This is a genomic window from Shimia thalassica (assembly GCF_001458215.1).
GTDB lineage: Bacteria > Pseudomonadota > Alphaproteobacteria > Rhodobacterales > Rhodobacteraceae > Shimia > Shimia thalassica.
Genome location: NZ_CYTW01000004.1, coordinates 136078 through 159156, shown reverse-complemented (window position 1 = coordinate 159156; position 23079 = coordinate 136078). Strand labels below are relative to the sequence as shown.

12 protein-coding genes and 1 tRNA gene are annotated in these 23079 nt (G+C 53.0%); 11 read left to right on the top strand and 2 right to left on the bottom strand.

Translation table 11 applies throughout. The features are described from left to right. The first annotated feature begins 138 nt into the window (after nucleotides 1-138). Both PH7735_RS21070 and PH7735_RS21065 read left to right on the top strand, forming a co-directional pair. A complete protein-coding gene (locus tag PH7735_RS21070; protein WP_233488333.1) occupies nucleotides 139-4866 on the top strand; it encodes a calcium-binding protein in 4728 nt (1575 codons plus the stop codon). Nucleotides 4867-5438: 572 nt separating this feature from the next. Next, nucleotides 5439-10268, top strand: coding sequence for a Calx-beta domain-containing protein (locus PH7735_RS21065; RefSeq protein ID WP_082645281.1), 4830 nt, complete (start codon nucleotides 5439-5441; stop codon nucleotides 10266-10268). Between the two features lie 364 nt (nucleotides 10269-10632). Here PH7735_RS21065 and PH7735_RS15895 read toward each other — a convergent pair. Next, a tRNA-Leu gene (locus tag PH7735_RS15895) sits at nucleotides 10633-10719 on the bottom strand. A gap of 220 nt (nucleotides 10720-10939) precedes the next feature. Between PH7735_RS15895 and PH7735_RS15890 the strand changes: the two genes are divergently transcribed. Then, nucleotides 10940-11920 (top strand): complex I NDUFA9 subunit family protein, encoded by a 981-nt coding sequence (locus tag PH7735_RS15890; RefSeq protein ID WP_058312406.1) that lies wholly within the window; start codon nucleotides 10940-10942, stop codon nucleotides 11918-11920. 18 nt (nucleotides 11921-11938) lie between these two features. Here PH7735_RS15890 and PH7735_RS15885 read toward each other — a convergent pair whose 3' ends face one another. Beyond that, nucleotides 11939-12769, bottom strand: coding sequence for an undecaprenyl-diphosphate phosphatase (locus PH7735_RS15885; RefSeq protein WP_058312405.1), 831 nt, complete (start codon nucleotides 12767-12769; stop codon nucleotides 11939-11941). A gap of 222 nt (nucleotides 12770-12991) precedes the next feature. On the opposite strand from PH7735_RS15885, the gene PH7735_RS15880 reads away from it, so the two are divergent. From PH7735_RS15880 to queG, 8 genes are all read left to right on the top strand, one after another. Further along, the gene (locus PH7735_RS15880) at nucleotides 12992-14425 is read left to right on the top strand and encodes an NAD(P)-dependent oxidoreductase (protein ID WP_058312404.1); all 1434 of its coding nucleotides are present in this window, start codon (nucleotides 12992-12994) and stop codon (nucleotides 14423-14425) included. 84 nt (nucleotides 14426-14509) lie between these two features. Further along, entirely contained in the window at nucleotides 14510-14953 is a 444-nt protein-coding gene (locus PH7735_RS15875) for a GFA family protein (protein WP_082645280.1), read from the top strand. Continuing rightward, complete coding sequence (locus PH7735_RS15870; RefSeq protein WP_058312402.1) at nucleotides 14950-15603, top strand: hypothetical protein; 654 nt, start codon at nucleotides 14950-14952, stop codon at nucleotides 15601-15603. The genes PH7735_RS15875 and PH7735_RS15870 overlap by 4 nt, the downstream gene beginning before the upstream one ends. A 104-nt stretch (nucleotides 15604-15707) precedes the next feature. Further along, nucleotides 15708-20246 (top strand): glutamate synthase large subunit, encoded by a 4539-nt coding sequence (gltB, locus tag PH7735_RS15865; protein ID WP_058312401.1) that lies wholly within the window; start codon nucleotides 15708-15710, stop codon nucleotides 20244-20246. A 149-nt stretch (nucleotides 20247-20395) separates the two neighbouring features. Then, a complete protein-coding gene (locus PH7735_RS21060; protein WP_233488342.1) occupies nucleotides 20396-20623 on the top strand; it encodes a hypothetical protein in 228 nt (75 codons plus the stop codon). After that, the gene (gene mtgA, locus PH7735_RS15860) at nucleotides 20541-21170 is read left to right on the top strand and encodes a monofunctional biosynthetic peptidoglycan transglycosylase (protein WP_233488340.1); all 630 of its coding nucleotides are present in this window, start codon (nucleotides 20541-20543) and stop codon (nucleotides 21168-21170) included. Before PH7735_RS21060 ends, mtgA begins: the two co-directional genes overlap by 83 nt. A gap of 56 nt (nucleotides 21171-21226) precedes the next feature. Continuing rightward, nucleotides 21227-21892 carry an FtsZ-binding protein FzlA gene (gene fzlA, locus PH7735_RS15855; RefSeq protein WP_058312399.1) on the top strand — a complete coding sequence of 222 codons (666 nt, stop codon included), beginning with the start codon at nucleotides 21227-21229 and terminating at the stop codon, nucleotides 21890-21892. An 82-nt stretch (nucleotides 21893-21974) separates the two neighbouring features. Continuing rightward, a complete protein-coding gene (queG, locus tag PH7735_RS15850) occupies nucleotides 21975-23015 on the top strand; it encodes a tRNA epoxyqueuosine(34) reductase QueG (RefSeq protein ID WP_058312398.1) in 1041 nt (346 codons plus the stop codon). The last annotated feature ends 64 nt before the right edge of the window (nucleotides 23016-23079 follow it).

The window sequence follows — 23079 nt, the reverse complement described above, 5'->3', positions numbered from 1 at the left end:
TCATTTACGTAAATGCAAGTCGCCACCCAAATCACTTGACTAAGAACACGATGCCGTTCTTCATAATTGAAGTATTCTAAAAATGAAATTTGGCGGAAATTTAATAGTTGCTTCAAGCAACAGTTCGGGAGTTGCAGAATGGCAGTCGGAAACAATGTAGCAGTTCCCATAGGTAACGAATTTCAAATAGATCTCGCTCCGTATGCTATTGTTGTGCCTCGTTCTGGCGAATCAGATTTTTCTGCCTCGGGCTTATCGGGCGGTGGGTTCGTGGTCACGTGGACAAGCACTGGCCAAGAACAAGATGGCTGGGGTATGGGAGTGTTTGGGCAGCGCTTCTCCGATAACGGTGACGAAATTGGCGCCCCTTTCCAAGTCAATACCTTCACTGACTACAATCAAAATGAATCATCCGTTGCGGCGCTCGAGGACGGTGGCTTTGTCGTAACGTGGACCTCTCAGGAGCAAGACGGCAGTAGAACGGGGATATTTGGGCAAAGGTTTTCCGCTGATGGCAGGGCTAATGGTAGCGAATTTCAAATAAACTCTCTGGTAGAAGGCTATCAGTTTGACTCCTCAGTGAGCGGATTAGAGACTGGTGACTTTGTTGTAACGTGGTCTTCTGTACCGCTAGAAGGATTTAATGGCGAAACATATTTGCAGCGGTATTCGGCTAGCGGAATCGCAATAGGTGAAGAATTTCAGATCATCAATTCTGAAGAAAGACTTCATTTTTCAGATGGTGTTACCAATTTGCATGATGGTGGTTTCCTAGTTACTTGGGTTGCTCCCGAACGGGACACTGACGGTGGTCGGTTTTTTGGACAATTGTTTGATGCAGGTGGTGCACCAACTGGTACTGAGTTTTTAATAGGGCCGGCCAACGTAGACTACTTTTTAGGCGAAGACGGTTACCACGTTGCCGGTTTGGTTGGAGGTGGTTTCGTTGCAGCTTATTCCATTTATGATGAAGCATACGGTCGTGAAAGTGTGTTTGTACAATTGTTTGACGCATTTGGAGGAGCCATCGGTTCCGAAATTAGTGTTGTTTTCCCAGGGCCTTACTTGGGAAACCCATCGGTAACTGGCCTTGAGGATGGCGGCTTCGTTCTGACATCTCGAGTTTATGATGGGGGAGGATTCGTGGATGTGCTCGGGCTAAGGTTTGATTATCAGGGCGTCGCGATAGGAGAGAGTTTTCAGATAAACAGCTCCCCAGTTTATGCTTCTGGTGGGCCTTTCCCCTATCACCTTGTTACAAGTGCGATTAGTTTGGATAATGGCGGGTTCTCAGTGATTTGGAGTCCTTCTGACCTTCTTGGACAGACGTTCACTGGGGAAGTTGTTGAGGCGGATTTTTTCAGGCCGACGACCGAAACGCAAAACCTTGCGGTTGAGGCGTCCTTAGGCTGGGTAAACACGCCATCTGGAGTAGGGCAGCAGGCAATTGAAGGCTCTACGGTGTATCTTGGGCGCAAAGATGGCCTTGAGCGACTTCTACGCATCGAGGGCGGGACAGTTATTGTTGATGGTGCCCTTGCCCGTGTCCAAAACGCCACTGTCTATTCAACCCAAACCCGGCAAGATGAAGTACTGTTTAGCGGCAGCTTCACTCTGGATCTCGACACGCTCACGACAACCGAGTTCACATATGACCATGCGTCCTCGCAATATGATTTCGCCAATGTTGCAACGCATAGTTTTTCAAGCCTGACCGTCAATGAAACCGAGGTCTCCCTTGGTATGGGATTGTCGTTCAATAGTGGCGTCTGGAATTTCAGCACTGCTGACAGCCTTCTGTCCTTAACGATCGGTGAAAGCGGTATCGTGCCGTCGTTCGGCACAATCGGGTCAACACGTTTGGCAGATGTGGAACCACTTGAGCTGTCTTTTCCTTCGGGCGATAACACCTATGAGATAGAGTTCTCCAACATTTCCTTCAGCTACGACAATGCAAGTGACAGCCTGTATCTGGGGGCCGCTGCAGAAATCTCGGTCGACTTACTAGGGTCGACCCGCAGGCTGGAGATTGACCTTGCTGGCGATCCGGGACCGACACCGTTTGATCCCGGAACGCGCTTTATCAGGTTCTCGGGGCTTGGGGACGGAAATAGTGGCTACGAATTTGATATGGTCGGAACGCTGACCTACTCAGTCGGGGCCGAAACGGATTCCTATGGAACCACGAGTTTGTTTGCCCCCAGTTGGGGGCTTTCCGGACTGTCTCTAGATTTGGACACCATTCAGAACAGTCTGGGTGGAAGTGTCACTGTCGGTTTACCCTTCCTGAACGGTTTCGAAGTGACAGGGGGGATTTCGTTTTTCTGGGATCCGTTTGCATTGGATGCCATTTCGTTTGATGTCGATGGCCTTAACACTCCCATTTTTAGTACGGGCTTGTTTTTGCAAGGGTTCCGCGGGGGAGCTTCCGGGCTTGCAAATGTTATTGCTTCGGACCCGCTCACCTATTCGGGCGGAGCAACGGTCTCGATAGGTCCAAGAGGCACCGAAGCTTTTGTTGGCGAGGTTGATGGAGAATACAGCGAACGTTCGATTGATCTGGAACTGGATGGCGCGTCAACGGCGGCACACTTCCTTCCTGAAACCGTGGTTCATGCCTTGCAGCTTGGAGAAGAAACCAACAACCGCTTGGTGAACACAATGACACGCTGGTTTGACGTGTCTATTTCGGACGTACTGGACTATGAATGGATGTCTCTGGACGGGTCGTTGGATTTTGACTGGGGCTCAGGCACTTTTGAGTTTGATGGCCAGTTTGACACGTTCGGCGGCCTTGTTTCGCGCGAACTTGAAATCACTGCCAACAGAAACTTCGATTTCTCAGTTAGATACACCTCCTCGATGTCCGTTCCGGATGCCATTTGGGTGATTGGTGGCCGCCAGCTTACTTCCGTTGAGGTGATGTTTGAGTTCAGCAATGATGACGACTTCAGCAATGACTTTGGCGCTGTCTGGACAGAGATTTCATTGGATGCAGGGATCGCCGAGTTTTCTGGATATGTCGGCTTCCAGGTCATGTTTGACGGTACTTTCAATCGTTTAGGCGGAGAAGAAGTAGAAGAGATCAATGTTGCAAACGCTCAGGCAAGCGGAGCGGCGAGTAACTTGACTACCCATACGGAAAGCGAATGGTTTCTGGACGAGGGAAACGTAGTATTGCTTTCAACCCGATGGGACAATGCTTCTGACAATGCGCACGCCATTCTGACCGGACCTGATGGAACACAATACCGCGAGAGCCAGTTTGCGGAATTGGAGTTCGTTCAGATTGTCGAGAATCTCAGCGATCAAACTTCGAGAACTTTGGCCATTCGGGTGCCTGAAACCGGCAGATGGACATTTGATATTGAAAGTACAGATTCTCTTGGCGATCTAAGCTACGACGCCATGGAAATATTGGATCCGGTCGATGTGCAGGTTGTGTCTGCATCAGCTGACGACAACTTAGGCACTATTTCGGTGACATTAGATGTTTCCGGTGTCTCTGTGGGTAACGAAGTCTCACTATATGTGTCGGAAAACGCCGATGGAAGCTCACCTATGGCAATCCTTGTTGGACAGCCTATTTCGTTGGACGGACAGCATAGTTTCAATCTGGATGTCACTGATATTCCGCCAAGTGAACTTTTTGTCGTTGCGACAATTAGCGGGAACGGAGCGGTGCCTGCAACTGCGGTAGCGGAAGAGGCCGTAGTGTTAACATTAGGCGAAGATCTTTCAGTTTCGATTATCGAAGGTAACAGCTTTGATAGCGATGTGCAGGTCTTTACCGTGCGGGTTGAGAATATGGGTACAAGGAGCAGCGCTCCTTCTTCTCTCGTCCTAACACTCCCAGAAAACGCTCTGCTCGTTGGTGCAATTGCCGGCGCAATTGTCCAGAGCGATGGTAGCTTATTGTTAGATTTGGGTCCGTTGGCTGCCGGTGAGATGTTTGATGTCACGCTAGAGTTGAACGTCCCAGATTCTGTTTTAGGAGAGGCTTTGCAAGCCGAGATCGAAGCGAGTGCTTTTGACTTGGATGCCTTTAACAACACTGCGGAGTTCAATTTGTCTACGGCCGAAGCTCGCTCCGAGAACATGCCCGAAGGTGCAACTGAAGCGGCAGACGTTTTGAGAGTGGCTGAGTTGGGCGATATAATCGACGGGCAAGGTGGGAATGACATCTTATTGGGGAATGCCGATCCCAATCGCTTGGCGGGAGGCATAGGCGATGACACTTTGGTTGGTGGTGACGGAAACGATACGCTGATCGGCGGTGAAGGCAATGACTCGCTCATTGGTGGTGACAGTGAAGACGACCTGCGTGACCTGATCTATGGCGGCACCGGCAATGACTCGATTGACGGCGGCTATGGCAACGACGAACTGCGAGGAGATGCGGGCAACGACACCATCGCGGGGGGCTTTGGCGCGGACACTGTGATCGGTGGCACCGGTGGCGACACCCTGACAGGCTCGGCCTTTGCCGACCAAATCTTTGGCGGCGATGGTGATGATTTTGTGAACGGTGGCTTCGGCCATGACCTTCTGAATGGCGGCGCGGGCGCGGATCGGTTCTTCCATATCGGAATCTTCAACCACGGATCCGACTGGGTTCAGGATTACAACGCGGCCGAAGGAGACGTCCTCCAGTTCGGCATCGCCACAGCCACCCGCAGCCAGTTCCAGATCAATACAGCCCACACTGCCACAGCGGCAGGAGAACGCTCGGGCGACGACAATATCGAAGAGGCGTTCGTGATCTATCGCCCCACGGGTCAGATCATGTGGGCCTTGGTCGACGGAGCGGGGCAGTCCTCGATCAATCTGCAGATCGGCGGGGATGTGTTCGACCTGTTGGCCTGATATCCAACCAGATAAGCTCGTAGAATCCCGCTTCGGCGGGCTTTTTCTATGTCCGGGAAACCGAGTGCCCCGCCCAATTGAAATCAGGGTGCCCTTATCTCTGGTTCGGGAGGACGGAAAGGAGGACGCGGGGGTCTCTCTCCTCTGTCTTCTATCCATCATTTATACCTATTCCGCTTACCCCTAGCCCCTCTGGCATAGGGAGCTATCCCTGCGTGTCTGACGTCAGCGCCTATGGGTCCAAATAGCGGTATTTGATAGGAGAGTGTTCTTGGCTCATCGTAACCACTGAGGAGTGGGACATGAGACAGACTAAGAAGAGCCCTGGCGAGACGGGAGCGTGAGCGATGGGGCATAGCTAGCGACTAGAACCGCTCCCAGCGACCTCGAGCCAGCGCCCCCGGAGACTGCAACCGGCCCGTATCAGGATCGTAGACACACAGCCAGGTTTGGCAAAAAGTCAGTTCTCAACGCCTACCCTTCAGCCTTGTTTTGAAGGGAACTCAGGAGTACGCTTGGCGTAAATTTCAAAAACAGATTTCCATTGTAGGTGAATTTCACGAGGGGCCAGGATGAGTTTGAGAGAGTTATATGATCAGCTCTCGGTAATAGGGCTGATCCGCATTGAAGCACAAGTGAAGCAAGATTTTGCCTTCCTTGGCGACATCGAAATTCGACATACTAATCCGATTGTCGACCATTTTTATTCGCCCTACGACATCTCTGAGACGATCATTAGAATTGAAATCATTGAGCGTATTTCTGAACGCATTGAGCTTGCCTATGCGGAAGACAATTACAACCAACTGCTGACAGAATTGGAAGGATTCAGCACAGCAAATCGCGTTCTTTTTGAAGAAGACATTGCTGCTGCCGGACAAGCATTTACCCAAGGTATTTCAGATGCAGGCCAGTCTTTCGGCGAAATACTGGAGCGCCATATTCATGGTGCCGCTGGTATGTGGATTTCAGTTGCAGATCTGGTTCTGGATACAGCACTTTCCACATCCGCCACAGTTCGGGCAACATACAACTCAGTAGCAGGCACATTTGATACGTTTAGAGGCTTCACCGGGGCTGTATTCAATCCAAAAGAAGCTATCGACAACATTTCGGAAAGTGTCGAAACGACAGTCGACATATTCAATACAATTGTAGAGCAATTCATTAGAGCGCTCGGTGGACTTAGGAACGATGGCTTTGAAAGTACGTTTGAGGACGTTCTTCAGAGTGTTGCAAATAGTCTCAACGACCTGTCCGGCACCCACGAACAGTTTCAATCCGTTTATGACGCATTTGTTGCTACCAATGATGCCAAGGCGTTTCTCGCCTTTTTATCCAGCGCAGAATCAGCCAGTGAGCTACGAGACAGAATTTTTATTAGAGATCATCTAAGGCAGTTTGAAGAGAACGAAGTTCTCGGACAAGTGGTTGAAGACTTTTTCGAAATATTGTTTAGGGTTGCCGAAATCCTTGTGGTTTGGGAAGATATTACCGACCTCAAATCAGCAGCCCAGAGCTTTGAAAGTGAAACACCCGGCGCGCGCTTGATCGAGGCCAGCATTGACATAAAGCGATGGGAAATTTGGTCTGCCCTGTCCGAATTTGGAGGGTTCATTGCGAACCGAATATCCCATCCGGGAGTGGCGCCGGTCGTTTCAGCTATTTCCAATGCAGCAGAGGCCTTTAACGAATTCAGGCAGACGATCTCGATAACTGACACAATTGATCCGCTCTTTGATTTCTTTTCGGAGGCCCCCTCTGCCTATGAAAGTTACCTAGAACAGATGCAAACGGCGCTCGCAACTTACGGCGGACGTGTGGGCCCAGATTGGGCACGAGATCTCTTCGTCGTTCAGAATGTCGATCCTTCAGGTGGTGAATTTATTGGATCGGAATTTGACGAAAACATTACGGGCTCAAGCGTCCGTGATCTGATTTTTGCTGGTGATGGAAACGATCTCATTTTCGGCGAGGAAGGCATTGATGTCCTGCGAGGTGAAAGCGGGAATGACACCATCTATGGCGGGGATCTGGGAGACGAGATATTTGGAGACCAGAACGACGACAGCATAAGAGGGGAAGCCGGTAACGATACGATAAAGGGAGGGCCCGGTGACGATACTCTTTACGGCGACCAAGGGAACGACACGCTGGAAGGAGAGCAAGGGGTTGACAAGCTTATCGGAGGGCCCGGGCGCGATGTTCTAGTCGGGGGGCAGAGCGCGGACCGGTTTGTTCTAGAAACAGACCCCGATGGCTCCATCGACACTATCCTTGATTACAATCAGGGTGGGACAGGCGTTTACTCACAATACGAGGGGGACACGCTGGACATTTCTGAACTTGTGGGGCCCGAATTTTCGGCGGGCACCAATTGGCAGGAATTGCTCCGTCTTATGCCTCTCTCCTCCGGTTCTGGCTCCCGCCTAGAGGTCAATCGGGTTGCTTCCGTTGGTGGCTGGGAAACAATCGCGTACCTAGAAGGTGTAATGGAAGGCCACACAGTCGGTTTGACGCTTATTCCCGAGAGCAATAGTCAGCAGGCTTTGGTGCGCGTCGGACACGACACTCCAGAGCCGGTTTCAGGGGATTGGACAATCACACCATCCAGCCAAAGCACGGATGAAAATGATGGGCAATTTCTGACCTTTGAAATCGAACGACCCGATGATCAGCAGTCAGAAACTGTTTATGTCAGCACGGTGCAAACCTACGGCAGTCAGAACGTAAATGACTATGATCCGTTGCTAAATCAGGCAGTTACATTTGATGCCGGACAAAGCAGACAGACGGTCCGAGTGGTTCTTCAGGGCGACAACATACCCGAACCCAACGAAACTTTTGGTCTGATCGTGCAATCAGATCAGGATCACTCAGTTGCTCAGTATCTTGCGTCTGCCAGTTTTGAAATTCGGGACCAGACTCCATCCGTTTCCGAATTAACCGATGAGGATGACTATCTACAGCTTAATTGGGAAGATGCTGTTGGTCCCTACTATGGGCTTGAGGGCGACGACACCTTAGTTCTGGATCTTTCAGACTCCGACTATCAACAGCTTTATGTTTCCTGGGGTGACCGTGGTGCTCTCCACTTCATAACGGATCGTTCTCAACCTGAAAGTCGCGAAGTGGTTACCTACCAGTTTGAGAGTTTCGAGATCATTGCAGGGGACGGCGATGAGTCGATCAGTCCGAACCTTTATCGAGATTGGATAGTTCGGGGGAATGGAGGTGATGACACCATTACTGGCGCGCTTTATGGCCACAACACTCTTTTTGGGGGACCAGGAAGCGATTCACTTAGAGGATATGGAGGGGATATCCTTGACGGCGGTGAAGGGTTCGATACGGCCAATGTGAGTGTGAGGCGGGGATTTCTGGAAGCTAACCACTTTACGTTCGATCAAAATCAATCAGAGTATCATTATCTACCTGATGGAACGGTCCTAAGAAACATTGAAAGTTTGAGTTTCTCGGCTGACCGTTCCAACGCATTTGATGATCACCTTACCTATCGTTTCAATGAGGACTTTTTGTATGAGGTGGCTGGCGTCTACAACGAGCCTATCCTTAATCTGGGACTTGGGAATGACCAAGTGACATTGGACTTTAGTCGTTTTTCGACCTCTCTGGAGACAATCACTTCTTCATCCATCGCGAGTTTATGGATTTCAACAGTGCATCTAGACCAAGGAGGGCACCCTGGAGTGCCGGGTACTCGAGGCACAACATTCGCGCAAGTGAATGAGGTTGAAAGATTTGAGATACTGGGGGGAAATGGTGACGACAGGTTCGTTCTTGCGCAAGGCCTTGGGGCGGATACCTTATGGGGGGGTGACGGAAACGATGAGCTTTCCGGAGGTGTGGGGCAAGACATCCTACTTGGCGGGGATGGAGATGATACGCTGATCGCAGGCAGCAGTGCTGACATTCTGGATGGAGGTTCGGGTATTGATATCGTCGAACTGGACCGTTCGGATAGTGAAATAGCCTTTGATATCGTTTTTGAGGATGGCCTTGGCGGATTGCAAATACTCGAAGACACAACCATACTTCGAGAAGTCGAGCGGCTTGGCATTACAACAGGCGAACAGAACGATTCATTTTCTTTGTTTCTTTCTAATGAGTTGTCAGGGCTACTTGTTAATATCGGTCGCAGCGTTGTCGATTTGGGCGGCGGCAGCGACACAGCAATTTTGGACGGCTCATCTTTGGAGCGGTCGATTCTTGTCTCTGCCGAGTCCTTCAATGGGGAGGATATTCAGTGGCTTAACTACTCTGTTGAGGGAAACTACTACAGAGGGGAGTTTCACGGTTCTGAAAACTTCACCTTTTTGGGCGGGAGTGGGGATGACCGTGTCTATGGATCGGACTTAGGGGAGCATCTGAATACCGGTGACGGACATGACTGGGTCCACTCGAGAGATGGAGATGATACTATTATCGGCGGGCGGGGAAATGACACTGTCGATGGTGGTCTTGGTCAAGACGAATATCGCTTTACTGGAAGTTTCGAAAGTTATGCAGTCCAACAAGGAGAAAGCCAGGGCTCCCTGAAATTTGTTTCAGCGCACCAAACGGACCTTATTTCCAACGTGGAAGTTTTTGTTTTTTCGGATAGAGAGCACTCTTTTGCGGAACTGGAAGCAATTGCTGGACGTGAAATCATTGGAAGCAGTCATGCAGATACGCTTGAGGGAGGGGCTGGAGACGACACCATAGGCGGCGTTTGGGGCGACAACCTGTTGCGCGGATTCTCTGGAGATGACCTGATCTGGTCGGGTGGCGGACATGATATAATTGATGGCGGTCCTGGCAACGACACCCTTATTGGCGGACAAGATTCTAGCGACCTGCGCGATGTGATCTACGGCGGTGCTGGAAACGACTCGATCGATGGCGGCTATGGCAATGACGAACTGCGTGGAGATGCGGGCAACGACACGATTGCAGGCGGCTTTGGTGCTGACACCGTGATCGGCGGCACCGGCCATGACACCCTCACTGGATCGGCCTTTGCAGATCAGGTCTTTGGCGGCGACGGTGACGACTTCGTCAATGGCGGTTTTGGGCATGACCTTGTAAACGGCGGGGCGGGTGCGGATCGCTTCTTCCATATCGGCATCTTCAACCACGGATCCGACTGGATTCAGGACTATAACGCGGCCGAAGGGGACGTGTTGCAGTTCGGGATTGCGACGGCCACCCGCAGCCAGTTCCAGATCAATACAGCCCACACCGCTACAGCCGCAGGAGAACGCTCAGGCGATGACAATGTCGAAGAGGCGTTCGTGATCTATCGCCCCACGGGTCAGATCATGTGGGCCTTGGTCGACGGCGCTAGTCAGAGTTCGGTCAATCTGCAAGTTGGATCCAATATGTTTGACTTGTTGGCATAGCCAAATCCACATTTAGTGGAAACCTGCGTTTTCATCCTGACCACCGGTCCCTGATGTATAGTCATGAAGATTGAAGTACCCTCCCGTTTAGCACAATTAGCACGTTTAGCATGGGGTTCTTGTTTCAGTGCGACTTACAATGTCACCTAAAACAACAAGAAATTCATAAATATGATTTAATATATATGAGGGGCGAGCCTTTCAGCTTCACGGCATAGCAGGCCTACAGCTTGCACGGGGAACGGCACCAATCAGCATTCGCGGGCATTAAAGGTAGCGCCGAATATTCGGGGGACAATTCAGGGGATATAGCGACAGCTCAGTTAAAAGCCTTTTTGCATTCCAATGAGTTAGGCTGATTTATTGGTGCCCAGAAGAGGACTCGAACCTCCACGTCCATACGGACACTAGCACCTGAAGCTAGCGCGTCTACCAATTCCGCCATCTGGGCACGGTTGGTGAAGCAGGCGTTTAAGGGTGTATGGGGGTGGTGTCAACGACGTTTGGAGAGATTTTTCATTTTTCTTCCCTCATTCCTTTTGTCACATTTTGAAATCAGGCCGCATCGTGCCAAATAGCATAACTATACTTGTTGAGGATCAAGGCGAAACGAGAGATAAGCCTTAACGATGTGTGTTGTAAGCTACGGGCACTGGCAGCGGAGGATACCTATGTCAAAACTGGTTACGATCTATGGTGGTTCAGGTTTTGTTGGCCGGCATATTGCGCGGTTGATGGCCAAAAAAGGCTGGCGCGTGCGTGTGGCCGTCAGACGCCCTAACGAAGCTATGTTTGTGCGCACATACGGTGATGTCGGTCAGGTCGAGCCTGTGCTGTGCAACATTCGCGATGATGCCTCGGTTGCGGCCGCGATGCAGGGGGCGGATGCCGTCGTAAACTGTGTTGGTGTTCTGTCAGAGCATCGCAAGAACACCTTTGAAGCGGTTCAGGAAGAAGGCGCCGATCGTGTGGCCCGTCTGGCTGCTGCGCAGGGCGTTGCGAACATGGTTCAACTGTCCGCTCTTGGCGCGGACGCCACGTCGAACAGCCAGTATGCGCAAACAAAGGCCGCTGGCGAGGCCGCTGTGCTGAAGCATATGCCAGATGCGATGATCCTGCGGCCATCCGTGATTTTCGGGACAGACGACGAATTTTTCAACCGCTTCGCCTCAATGTCCCGGATGGGACCCGCGCTTGTTATTGCAGGTGGCGGAACCAAGTTTCAGCCGGTGTTTGTAGAAGATGTTGCGGCTGCGGCTGTCAAAGGCATTACGGGCGAGGCATCAGGCTTGTACGAGCTTGGTGGGCCCGATGTGCGCACCTTGCGTGACTGGATGCATGAAATGCTGAGCGTTGTTCATCGCCGCCGTGCTGTGGTCAACATGCCGTTCTTCATGGCCGGATTGATGGCCGGTGTTCTGGATATCTCTTCCAAAATGGTTGGTGGTGTATTCGAAAACAAAATCCTGACGCGTGATCAGGTAAAACTGCTGCGCACCGACAACGTTGTGTCAGAAGGCGCCAAGACCCTTGCGGATCTGGGCATCGAGGCGACAAACACTCGTGCTGTGCTCGCGGATTACCTTTGGCGGTTCCGGCCTTCGGGGCAATATGATGCGATCAAGGATTCAGCGAAAAACATGCGTGTGTAATCACACGTTTTGGATCAATTATGCGGGCGGTCCCATGGGATCGCCTGTAGTATATGCAATCCACAAGAGCACAAGACCCAGAGCAATCCTGTAAATTACATAGGGTGTGAAATTGATGGATTGCAGCAGGCGCATCATCAGGCCAAGAGCGAGATAGGCCGCGCCAAACGCGAAGACCGCCGCAAATGCACAGTCTTTGGCAGTTTCAAAATCCGCCGTAGCATAGACTTCGACACCAAGAAGAACCCCGCTCGCAATGATCGTCGGAATAGACATCAACATTGCCAGACGCGCTGCTTCTGACCGTTCATAACCCAATTGGCGCGCACCCGTGATGGTGATGCCCGAGCGTGACGTCCCCGGGATCAGAGCGAGGGCCTGCCAAAGACCCATCACAATCGCATCTCGCAAGTTCCAGTCTGCCGCAGTTTTGTGAGAGGCGCCGCGTTGATCCGCCCACCACAATACGATCCCAAAAACGAGCATGGTCCAGCCGATGACCTTGACCGATCTTAGTGCGCTGCTCAAATCAAGGGCGCTGAGGCAGGCTCCGACAATAACAACGGGGATGGTTGCAATGAGCAAAAGGAACGCAAGGCGGCTGCCTTCTGTGTCTGTGCGTCCGGTGAGCATTCTTGGTGTGCCAAGCGCTGCTTTGCGCACGTCTGCCCAGAAATAGAGAATGACTGCACCCAGCGTTCCGACGTGAACGGCCACATCAATAGCAAGGCCCTGATCGGTGATTCCAGTAAGCGCAGGAAGAAGAATGAGGTGTCCGGAAGAGCTGACCGGCAGGAATTCAGTGATTCCCTGGATAATGGCTACCAGAAAAATGTGAAACAGGCTCATTAGAATGCATTCCCCTTTACCACCCAACTAAGCGTATAAAGTAGTGGAATCAGATGGAAAGAAATCATTTAGATCCGATTCGGACCTAAAAAATGAACAATTTGCACGTTTGTGGGTGCCTTCATCGCGATTTTTCTTTATTTGGGTCAGTATTGCTGACTTTTATCTTTTTTCTATTTTGCTTAAACACGCTCCAACTCATCAATTCAGGAGGCAGCTTCCGTGGCCAAGCAACCGATGCTGAAATTTGTAACCGTAGACCGTGACATGCCAGAAAAGCGTGACGCAGAAGTGCGGAATAAAGATTTCGACGAAATCTATGCGGAGTTCGCAACCGTAAAGGCCGAAGAGCAGGCCAGCCGGTGTTCGCAATGTGGTGTACCATATTGTCAATCACACTGCCCGCTTCACAACAACATTCCTGACTGGCTTCGCTTGACTGCGACAGGCCGTCTGGAAGAAGCCTATGCTGTTTCGCAAGCAACGAACACTTTTCCGGAAATTTGTGGCCGCATCTGCCCGCAAGACCGACTGTGTGAAGGCAACTGTGTGATCGAGCAATCGGGGCACGGCACAGTGACGATCGGATCGGTCGAGAAATACATCACGGACACCGCGTGGGATAAGGGCTGGGTCAAGCCGGTAGTCCCGAACGCTGAGCGTGCTGAAAGCGTTGGCATCATCGGCGCCGGACCTGGTGGTCTTGCGGCAGCGGATCGTTTGCGTCGCGCAGGCGTGCAGGTCACCGTATATGACCGCTATGATCGTGGGGGCGGGTTGCTGACTTATGGCATCCCGGGCTTCAAGCTCGAGAAAGACATTGTCATGCGCCGGATGGACCAACTCGAGCAGGGCGGCGTTTCGTTCAAATTGAACTGCGCCGTTGGCGAAGACATTTCGTTTGCGGACATCCGTGCGGCACATGACGCCGTGATTATCGCAACCGGTGTCTACAAAACACGTGATCTGAGCGGTCCAGGTTCGGACGCCGAAGGTATCGTTCGTGCGATCGACTATCTGACGTGCTCGAACCGTCTGAGCTTTGGTGACAAGGTTGCCGAGTTCGAAAGTGGCGAATTGAACGCCGAAGGCAAAAAGGTCGTCGTAATTGGCGGCGGTGATACCGCGATGGACTGTGTGCGCACAGCGATCCGTCAGGGCGCCGAAAGCGTCAAATGTCTGTATCGTCGTGACCGCGCCAACATGCCGGGATCGCAACGCGAAACCCAGAACGCAGAAGAAGAAGGCGTCATTTACGAATGGCTCGCTGCACCCAAAGGGTTCGAGGGCAATCCGGTTTCCGGTGTTCAGGTGCAACGTATGCGCTTGGGTCAACCTGATGCGTCTGGCCGTCAGTCCCCTGAAGTGATCGAAGGTGCCGACTATGTCGAAGACGCCGACCTTGTGATCAAGGCACTTGGGTTCGAGCCTGAAGATCTGCCAACCCTGTGGGGTGAAGCTGATCTGGAAGTCACACGCTGGGGCACCGTCAAAGCAGAATTCACCACAGGCGCAACAGCGATGGATGGTGTTTACGCGGTTGGCGACATCGTTCGTGGTGCTTCGCTGGTGGTTTGGGCGATCAAGGACGGTCGTGATTGCGCAGATGCCATCATCGACAAGCTTGATGCCGCTGCAACGATTGCAGCTGAATAATCGACGACGCGCCTGCGACGGAACGCAGGCGCCGTCAAACCGTGGTCTTTGCGGCCACCCGGAAACATCGAAAGAGTTTGCATTATGACAACCAGAACAGGGCATTGCATGTGTGGCGCGGTAAGGTTTACCGCGCAAAACGTGCCGTCCGGTTTTGGGGCGTGTTATTGCGAAAGTTGCCGTCGCTGGTCAGGAGATCGATTTGCGGGCGTGCATGTCGCTTCTGATGATCTGGACGTTACCGGTGCAGATCACGTTACGACCTTGCAAAGCTCTGCCTGGGCGAACCGCTCTTTCTGCAAAACCTGTGGCTCGTCTCTTTGGTATCGTTTGACTGATGGGCCGGAAGCTGGCTCTTGCAGTATTTCGGTTGGGTTGCTGGATGATGCCAGTGGCCTGGTTCTTGAGCGTGAATTTTTTGTGGACCGGAAAAATTGCATTCATGATCTGCCCGCCGACCGGCTTCAGATGACGACCGCAGATATCACAGCCAAATATGGCGCACTTAATGACGGGAGCGCACAATGAAACATTTTGCATTCTTACTGGCCTTGGTTGCTTTCCCACTGAGCGCAGAGACGGTGACACCCCCCGAAGGATGTGAGCCAACGGCGACTGTTCACCGTGACAGCTGTATCGCAACGACCTATTTTTCATGTGGTGATGAAACACAGGTTGTGAGCTACGCACGCGGCAAAGTGACGGACACGCACACCTTTGGTCCTGACTGGGATTTGCTGGGCTATGTTGCCGACAATGGGCGCAGCACAGTGTCTGCAAAGGCCGGATCAAAGCCCGAAGCATCGCTTCAGGCGGCGTTGGAAACCGGTGAAAGCATCGGGGCGCGTGACATGGAAATGACCACTGGTGTTTTGAAGGGCAACTTGATCGAGATGCAATCGAAGCTCTTGTTGGGCACCGAAAGCGTCATATTGAGCGGCAAGGCCTTTCGTACAGGTACACTCGAGCGAAAGTTCACGGTGAAAAAGAACGGCGTCACGTCTGACTACAGCTTTGACATTTTAGCTGCGGAAGATGGTTCGATGCTGATCGAAGGCGCGGCAGAAGTGGATCAGTTCGGTCGTAAATCCGAGCTCGAATGGACGCCCCGCCGTATCGCCTGGCCCGGTGAAGACGGGTTTATGACAATGCAATCCGAATTTGGCTGCGACGGCTGAGCTTTCGCAAAGAAATGAAATGACACGCTGTATGCGACATACGGCTGAAAAGATGACCAAGGACGTGATGGGTACGCCATCCCCTAGGAACAAGGAGAGACCCAATGACTAAGTATGACGACAACTGGGTTCGTGAAGAAGAAGCCAAGCGCAAATGGATGGCCGAAAACGGCCTCTATAAGGAAGAAGAGGAACACTCTTCCTGTGGTGTTGGTCTTGTCGTGTCTATCGACGGGAAACCCAGCCGCAAGGTTGTCGAAGCAGGCATTACCGCTTTAAAGGCAATCTGGCACCGCGGTGCTGTTGATGCTGACGGAAAGACGGGTGATGGCGCCGGGATTCACGTGCAAATTCCTGTCCACTTCTTCTATGACCAAATCCGTCGTACCGGTCACGAGCCGCGTCTGGACGAATTGATGGCCGTTGGTCAGGTTTTCCTACCGCGCACAGATCATGGCGCCCAAGAAGCGTGCCGTACCATTGTCGAGACTGAAGTTCTCAGAATGGGCTACCGCATCTATGGCTGGCGCCATGTGCCGGTGGACACATCCTGTTTGGGTGAAAAAGCCAACGCGACACGCCCAGAGATCGAACAGATCCTGATTTCGAACTCGAAAGGTGTCGACGAAGAAACCTTCGAGCGTGAACTCTATGTGATCCGTCGCCGCATCGAAAAGGCCGCTGTTGCAGCAAATATTACCGAGCTGTACATCGCATCGCTGTCGTGCCGTTCGATCATCTACAAAGGCATGATGCTGGCCGAGCAGGTTGCGGTTTTCTATCCCGATCTGGAAGACGAGCGTTTTGAATCCGCCTTTGCGTTGTATCACCAGCGGTATTCCACAAACACATTCCCGCAGTGGTGGTTGGCACAGCCGTTCCGCATGTTGGCCCACAACGGCGAGATCAACACGCTGAAGGGCAACCTGAACTGGATGAAGAGCCATGAAATTCGCATGGCATCGACCTATTTTGGTGAACTCGCGGACGACATCAAACCAATCGTGCCCGGCGGCGCGTCGGATTCGGCGGCTCTGGACGGTGTGTTCGAAGTCTTCGTGCGTGCAGGGCGTTCGGCACCTATGGCGAAAACCATGCTGGTGCCTGAATCCTGGTCGAAACAGGCTGTTGAGCTGCCTGAACCCTGGAGAGACATGTATTCCTATTGCAACTCGGTGATGGAACCTTGGGACGGCCCTGCCGCCCTTGCCATGACCGACGGTCAATGGGTCTGTGCAGGTCTGGACCGGAACGGTCTGCGCCCGATGCGCTATGTCGTCACCGGCGACGGCTTGCTTATTGCGGGCTCGGAAGCGGGCATGGTGCCCACTGACGAGGCAACAATTGTTGAAAAAGGCGCGCTTGGCCCGGGACAGATGATTGCTGTCGATATGGCCGAGGGCAAACTTTACCACGACAAAGAGTTGAAAGACTCGTTGGCGGCATCGCGCCCCTATGGCGAGTGGGTCGGCAAGATCAAAGATCTTGAAGGCGATCTGGCCGATGTCAAGGAAACCGCGATTTACACGGGCGAAGAGCTGCGCCAGCGCCAGATCGCTGCCGGCTATACCATGGAAGAGCTTGAGCAAATCCTCGCGCCGATGGCCGAGGATGGCAAAGAAGCGATTGCGTCGATGGGGGATGACACCCCGTCTGCGGTCTTGTCGAACAAATATCGTCCGCTGAGCCATTTCTTCCGCCAGAACTTCTCGCAGGTCACCAACCCTCCGATTGACTCGCTGCGCGAGTATCGGGTGATGTCGCTCAAGACGCGTTTTGGTAACCTCAAGAACGTGCTGGACGAAGACGGCTCGCAAACAGAAATCGTCATGCTGGAAAGCCCGTTTGTCGGCAATGCCCAGTTTGAAAAACTGCTGGGCGCTTTCGGTGATACCGTGGTCCGTATCGATTGTACTTTCGGCGTGAACGAAGGTGCAGGCGCATTGCAAGCAGGCCTGGAACGTATTCGTTCGGAAGCCGAGGATGCTGTGCGCTCGGGCGCTGGGCACATTATCCTGAGCGACGAAGGTCAAAGCGAAGATCGCGTTGCGATGCCTATGATCCTTGCGACCAGCGCGGTTCATTCGCACCTGACACGCAAAGGGCTGCGGACCTTCTGTTCTTTGAACGTGCGCTCTGCTGAATGTATCGATCCGCATTATTTTGCCGTTCTGATCGGTTCGGGCGCAACCGTTGTGAACGCTTACCTCGCCGAAGATTCGCTTGCGGATCGGATCGAGCGCGGACTGTTGGATGTTGACCTGACAACGGCCATTGCGCGTTACCGCGATGCGATTGACCAAGGTCTGCTCAAGATCATGGCCAAAATGGGTATCTCGGTGATTTCCTCCTATCGTGGCGGATTGAACTTCGAAGCTGTTGGTTTGTCTCGCGCCATGTGCGCCGAATTCTTCCCCGGAATGACCTCGCGTATCTCGGGGATCGGTGTCAGCGGCATTCAGACCAAAGTTGAACAAATCCACGCCAAAGGTTTCGCCGCGACGTCGAGTGTTCTGCCGATTGGTGGCTTCTACAAAGCGCGTAAATCTGGCGAAACCCATGCTTGGGGTGCGCAGTCCATGCACATGTTGCAGTCGGCCTGTAACCGCGCCTCTTACGAATTGTGGAAGCAGTATTCGGCCGCAATGCAGTCTAACCCGCCGATCCACCTGCGGGATTTGCTGGCGATCAAGCCGATTGGTGAACCTATTGCGATTGAAGAGGTCGAATCGATCACTGCAATCCGCAAGCGCTTTGTCACGCCAGGTATGTCGCTTGGGGCTTTGTCGCCCGAGGCACATAAAACCCTGAACGTTGCGATGAACCGCATTGGTGCCAAATCTGACTCGGGTGAAGGTGGGGAAGATCCCGCACACTTTGTGCCAGAGCCAAACGGTGACAATCCGTCGGCCAAGATCAAACAGGTGGCTTCGGGTCGTTTCGGTGTGACCGCCGAATACCTGAACCAGTGTGAAGAGCTGGAAATCAAAGTCGCCCAAGGTGCGAAACCGGGTGAAGGTGGTCAGCTCCCGGGTATGAAAGTGACCGATCTGATTGCACGTCTGCGTCACTCGACCAAAGGCGTCACGCTGATTTCGCCTCCGCCGCACCACGATATTTATTCTATCGAAGACCTTGCACAGCTGATCTATGACCTCAAACAGATCAACCCGCGCTGCAAGGTCACCGTGAAACTGGTGGCGTCTTCGGGCGTCGGCACGATTGCGGCTGGTGTTGCCAAAGCCAAGGCCGACATCATTTTGATCTCGGGTCACAATGGTGGCACAGGTGCGTCTCCGGCAACCTCGATCAAATATGCGGGTCTGCCATGGGAGATGGGTCTGACCGAGGCGCATCAGGTTCTGGCAATGAACAACCTGCGCGAACGCGTCACCCTGCGGACCGATGGTGGTCTGCGCACAGGCCGTGATATCGTGATGGCTGCGATGCTGGGTGCCGAAGAATACGGTATCGGAACCGCAGCCTTGATCGCGATGGGCTGTATCATGGTGCGTCAGTGTCAGTCGAACACATGTCCGGTGGGCGTCTGTACGCAAGATCCTGAACTGCGGGCCAAATACACTGGTAACGCGGACAAGGTTGTGAACCTGATCACATTCTACGCTCAGGAAGTGCGTGAAATCCTTGCGTCGATCGGTGCAAAATCTCTTGATGACGTGATTGGCCGTGCCGACCTGTTGGCACAGGTTTCGCGTGGGTCTGCACATCTGGATGATCTGGACCTGAACCCGCTTCTGATCACCGTAGATGGCGCCAAGGACATCGTTTACGACCGCTACAAGGATCGCAACGTTGTGCCTGATACGCTGGACGCGGAAATCGTCCGTGATGCGCACCGCTTCCTTGAAGACGGTGAAAAGATGCAACTGTCCTATGCCGTGCAAAACACGCACCGTACCGTGGGCACACGCACCTCGTCGCATATTGTACGCAACTTTGGCATGCGCAATGCGCTGCAAGATGACCACCTGACCGTCAAACTGACGGGATCTGCAGGTCAGTCACTTGGTGCCTTTGCGGCACCTGGTCTCAAGATCGAAGTGTCTGGTGATGCGAATGACTATGTCGGCAAAGGTCTGTCGGGCGGTACCGTTGTGGTACGCCCACCGATGAACAGCCCCCTGACGGCATCGGAAAACACCATTATCGGTAACACCGTTCTTTATGGTGCGACTGACGGCTATCTCTTTGCAGCGGGCCGTGCGGGTGAGCGTTTCGCTGTTCGAAACTCGGGTGCCAAAGTGGTGATCGAAGGCTGTGGCGCGTGTGGTTGTGAATACATGACGGGCGGTCTTGCCGTGATCCTCGGGTCGATTGGTGCCAACTTTGGTGCGGGTATGACCGGCGGAATGGCCTATCTTTATGATCCGGAAGGCAAAGCCGAAGGCGTCATGAACATGGAAACGCTTGTGACCTGCCCTGTCACTGTCCAGCATTGGGAAGATCAGCTGAAAGGCATGATCCAGCGCCACGCAGAGGAAACAGGCAGCCGCAAAGCCGCAGATATCCTGCAACACTGGGATATCGAAAAAGGCAACTTCCTGCAGGTTTGCCCGAAAGAGATGCTGCAGCACCTTCCGGCACCTTTGACCGAAGAAGTACAGGCAATGCCGGCTGAGTAAGCCTCATTGTAAGAGACTGCAAAAGCCCCGCAGGCCCCGTGCTTGCGGGGCTTTTTGTGGAGAAAGACAGTCTTGTCCGGCGACAATCCACTGGCCAAGGTTGAGAGGTTGCATCGGGGCGTATACAACGCGAGAATTCGTTAAGAGGTATGGGTCGCGCGAAACCGGATGGCAAAAAAGACGACAGCAAAAAAAGCGCCGGAGAAAAAGCAAAAGGGTCCACAGCTGGAAAAGCAGGACAACTGGCTGACAAGGCAAGTGAAACGCACGCGCTGGTGGTTCTGGCGTGGCGCAATCTGGGCTGCCTCGATCACAATTTTTGCGGTGCTTCTTTATATCATTGTCGACCCGCCAACGACGTGGACCATGAGATCTGAAAAAGCCCGCATCGGCGAGGTCGATTATCAGTGGATCGATATCGACGAAGTCGCGCCTGTGTTTCTGAGGTCTGTTGTCGCCGCTGAAGACGCGAATTTCTGTTTGCACTGGGGGTTTGATGTGGCAGCGATCCGCGCGGCGCTTGACGAAGGCGGGCGGCGGGGGGCGTCGACCCTGACGCAACAAACCGTCAAAAACGCTTACCTGTGGCAGGGGCGCAGCTGGGTTCGAAAATCAATCGAGACTTTGCTGACACCTTTGATCGAGATCGCATGGACGAAACGGCGGATTCTGGAGATCTACGTGAATATCGCGGAATTTGATGAAGGTGTGTTTGGAGTGGATGCCGCCTCGCACCATTACTTTGGCGTCGAGCCTGTTGATCTGAGCGCACTGCAGGCCGCGCGTCTGGCCGCGGTTCTGCCTGCCCCTAAAACGCGATCCGCTTCAAAACCGAACTCTGTCGTTCGAAATCGGGCTGCTGCCATCATGGATGGTGCGGCAACGATCCGCAAAGACCGCAGGTCAACCTGTTTCGAGGATTGAAAATCCCTTCCCGACACGGCATTGAGGGTACAACCCCACAGATAAACGTGTTGCCTATGAATCGTCTTTTCCATGTCCCCCTCTCTCCGTTTTGCCGCAAGGTTCGCTTGGTACTCGCGGAAAAGCGTATCGAGGTCGAATTGGTCGAAGAGCGATATTGGGAACAGGACCCGGATTTTCTGCGGCGCAATCCGGCCGCCAAGGTTCCTGTGCTCAAGATGGATGGCAAGATGATGGCCGAAAGTAGCGCTATCTGCGAATATCTGGAAGAGATGTATCCAGACCCGTCTTTGATGCCCAAGGACATTGATGGCCGTTACGAAGTGCGCCGGCTGGTTTCTTGGTTTGATGACAAGTTCCACCACGAGGTGACGTCAAAACTGCTCTATGAGCGGGTCAACAAAAAGGTGATGGGCAAAGGGTATCCCGACAGCACAAATGTCAAATCGGGCGCAAAGGCCATCAAGTATCATCTGGACTACATGGCTTGGCTGCTGGACCATCGTCGGTGGCTGGCTGGCGATACAATGACGCTTGCCGATTTTGCTGCCGCATCACACCTCAGTTCGCTGGATTATATCCGCGATGTGGATTGGAACCGGTCCGAAGTGGTCAAGGATTGGTATGCCAAGATTAAGTCGCGCCCTGCGTTCCGGTCGATCCTCGCCGATCAAATCCCCGGCTTCCCGCAGCCGCCGCATTATTCTGATCTAGATTTCTAGGGCACGCGCTAGCGGCGTGTCTTGCAGACGTGAACCGGCGCAGGCAGTCTTTTGAACGCGACAAACAAGAAAGTGTTGGGGGATGTCTGCACAGCTCAAAGAGAATCTGCTGCTTCAAGCGAAAGAGATCGGGTTTGACCTGTGCCGGATCTGTCGGCCGGATTCGGTTGGGCATGTGCCCGATGGACTGGGCGGTTTTCTAGAGCAAGGTTATCATGGGCAAATGGGGTGGTTGGCCGAACGCACCCATTGGCGCGGCAATCCTGCTGCACTTTGGCCCGAAGCACGATCTGTCATAATGCTGGGGCAAAGCTATACGCCGCAACACGATCCAACCACGGTTCATGCCCTTTCGGACAAAGGTGCCATTTCGGTTTATGCCCAAAACAAAGACTATCATGACCTTGTGAAAAAGCGGCTCAAGCGGTTGGCGCGCTGGTTGATTGCAGAAACCGATCCCGAGACTCAGGTAAAGGTCTTTGTTGATACCGCCCCCGTACCGGAAAAACCTCTGGGGCAGGCCGCGGGACTGGGATGGCAAGGCAAGCATACCAATCTGGTGAGTCGTGATCTGGGGTCCTGGTTTTTTATCGGATCGGTATTCACGACGGTAGAATTAGACCCTGATACTGCAGAAATTGATCACTGTGGCCGATGCCGCGCCTGTCTGGATGCCTGTCCCACGGATGCCTTTCCAGCCCCCAACCAAATCGATGCACGCCGGTGCATATCGTATCTGACAATTGAACATCATGGTCCGGTGGACGAAGATTTGCGCCCGCTTTTGGGGAACCGGATTTATGGATGTGATGACTGTCTCGCGGCCTGCCCGTGGAACAAATTCGCGGTCGAAGCGCGCGAAATCAAGTATCACGCGCGTGAAGACCTCAAGGCGCCCGACCTCGAGACTTTGGTACAGCTGCAGGACGCAGAGTTTCGAACCCTGTTTTCGGGCAGCCCGATCAAACGCATCGGGCGAAACCGGTTCGTGCGCAATGTGCTCTACGCGATTGGGAACTCTGGTTTGCCAAGGTTACGACCCTTGGCGCAGGATTTGTGTGAAGATCCGGACCCGACGGTTTCGGATGCGGCGCGCTGGGCTGTTCAACAACTTTCCGACTAAGGCGGACTGGCTTTCCAGACTTTGGAAAATGACAAGAGGTGACGCTTTCAGGCAAGCCATGTCG

Bases quoted from the DNA above. Each gene is read 5' to 3' on its own strand.
- PH7735_RS21070 (WP_233488333.1), top strand. From the start codon at position 139: ATGGCAGTCGGAAACAATGTAGCAGTTCCCATAGGTAACGAATTTCAA.
- PH7735_RS21065 (WP_082645281.1), top strand. From the start codon at position 5,439: ATGAGTTTGAGAGAGTTATATGATCAGCTCTCGGTAATAGGGCTGATC.
- PH7735_RS15890 (WP_058312406.1), top strand. From the start codon at position 10,940: ATGTCAAAACTGGTTACGATCTATGGTGGTTCAGGTTTTGTTGGCCGG.
- PH7735_RS15885 (WP_058312405.1), bottom strand. From the start codon at position 12,769: ATGAGCCTGTTTCACATTTTTCTGGTAGCCATTATCCAGGGAATCACT.
- PH7735_RS15875 (WP_082645280.1), top strand. From the start codon at position 14,510: ATGACAACCAGAACAGGGCATTGCATGTGTGGCGCGGTAAGGTTTACC.
- PH7735_RS15870 (WP_058312402.1), top strand. From the start codon at position 14,950: ATGAAACATTTTGCATTCTTACTGGCCTTGGTTGCTTTCCCACTGAGC.
- gltB (WP_058312401.1), top strand. From the start codon at position 15,708: ATGACTAAGTATGACGACAACTGGGTTCGTGAAGAAGAAGCCAAGCGC.
- PH7735_RS21060 (WP_233488342.1), top strand. From the start codon at position 20,396: ATGGGTCGCGCGAAACCGGATGGCAAAAAAGACGACAGCAAAAAAAGC.
- fzlA (WP_058312399.1), top strand. From the start codon at position 21,227: ATGAATCGTCTTTTCCATGTCCCCCTCTCTCCGTTTTGCCGCAAGGTT.
- queG (WP_058312398.1), top strand. From the start codon at position 21,975: ATGTCTGCACAGCTCAAAGAGAATCTGCTGCTTCAAGCGAAAGAGATC.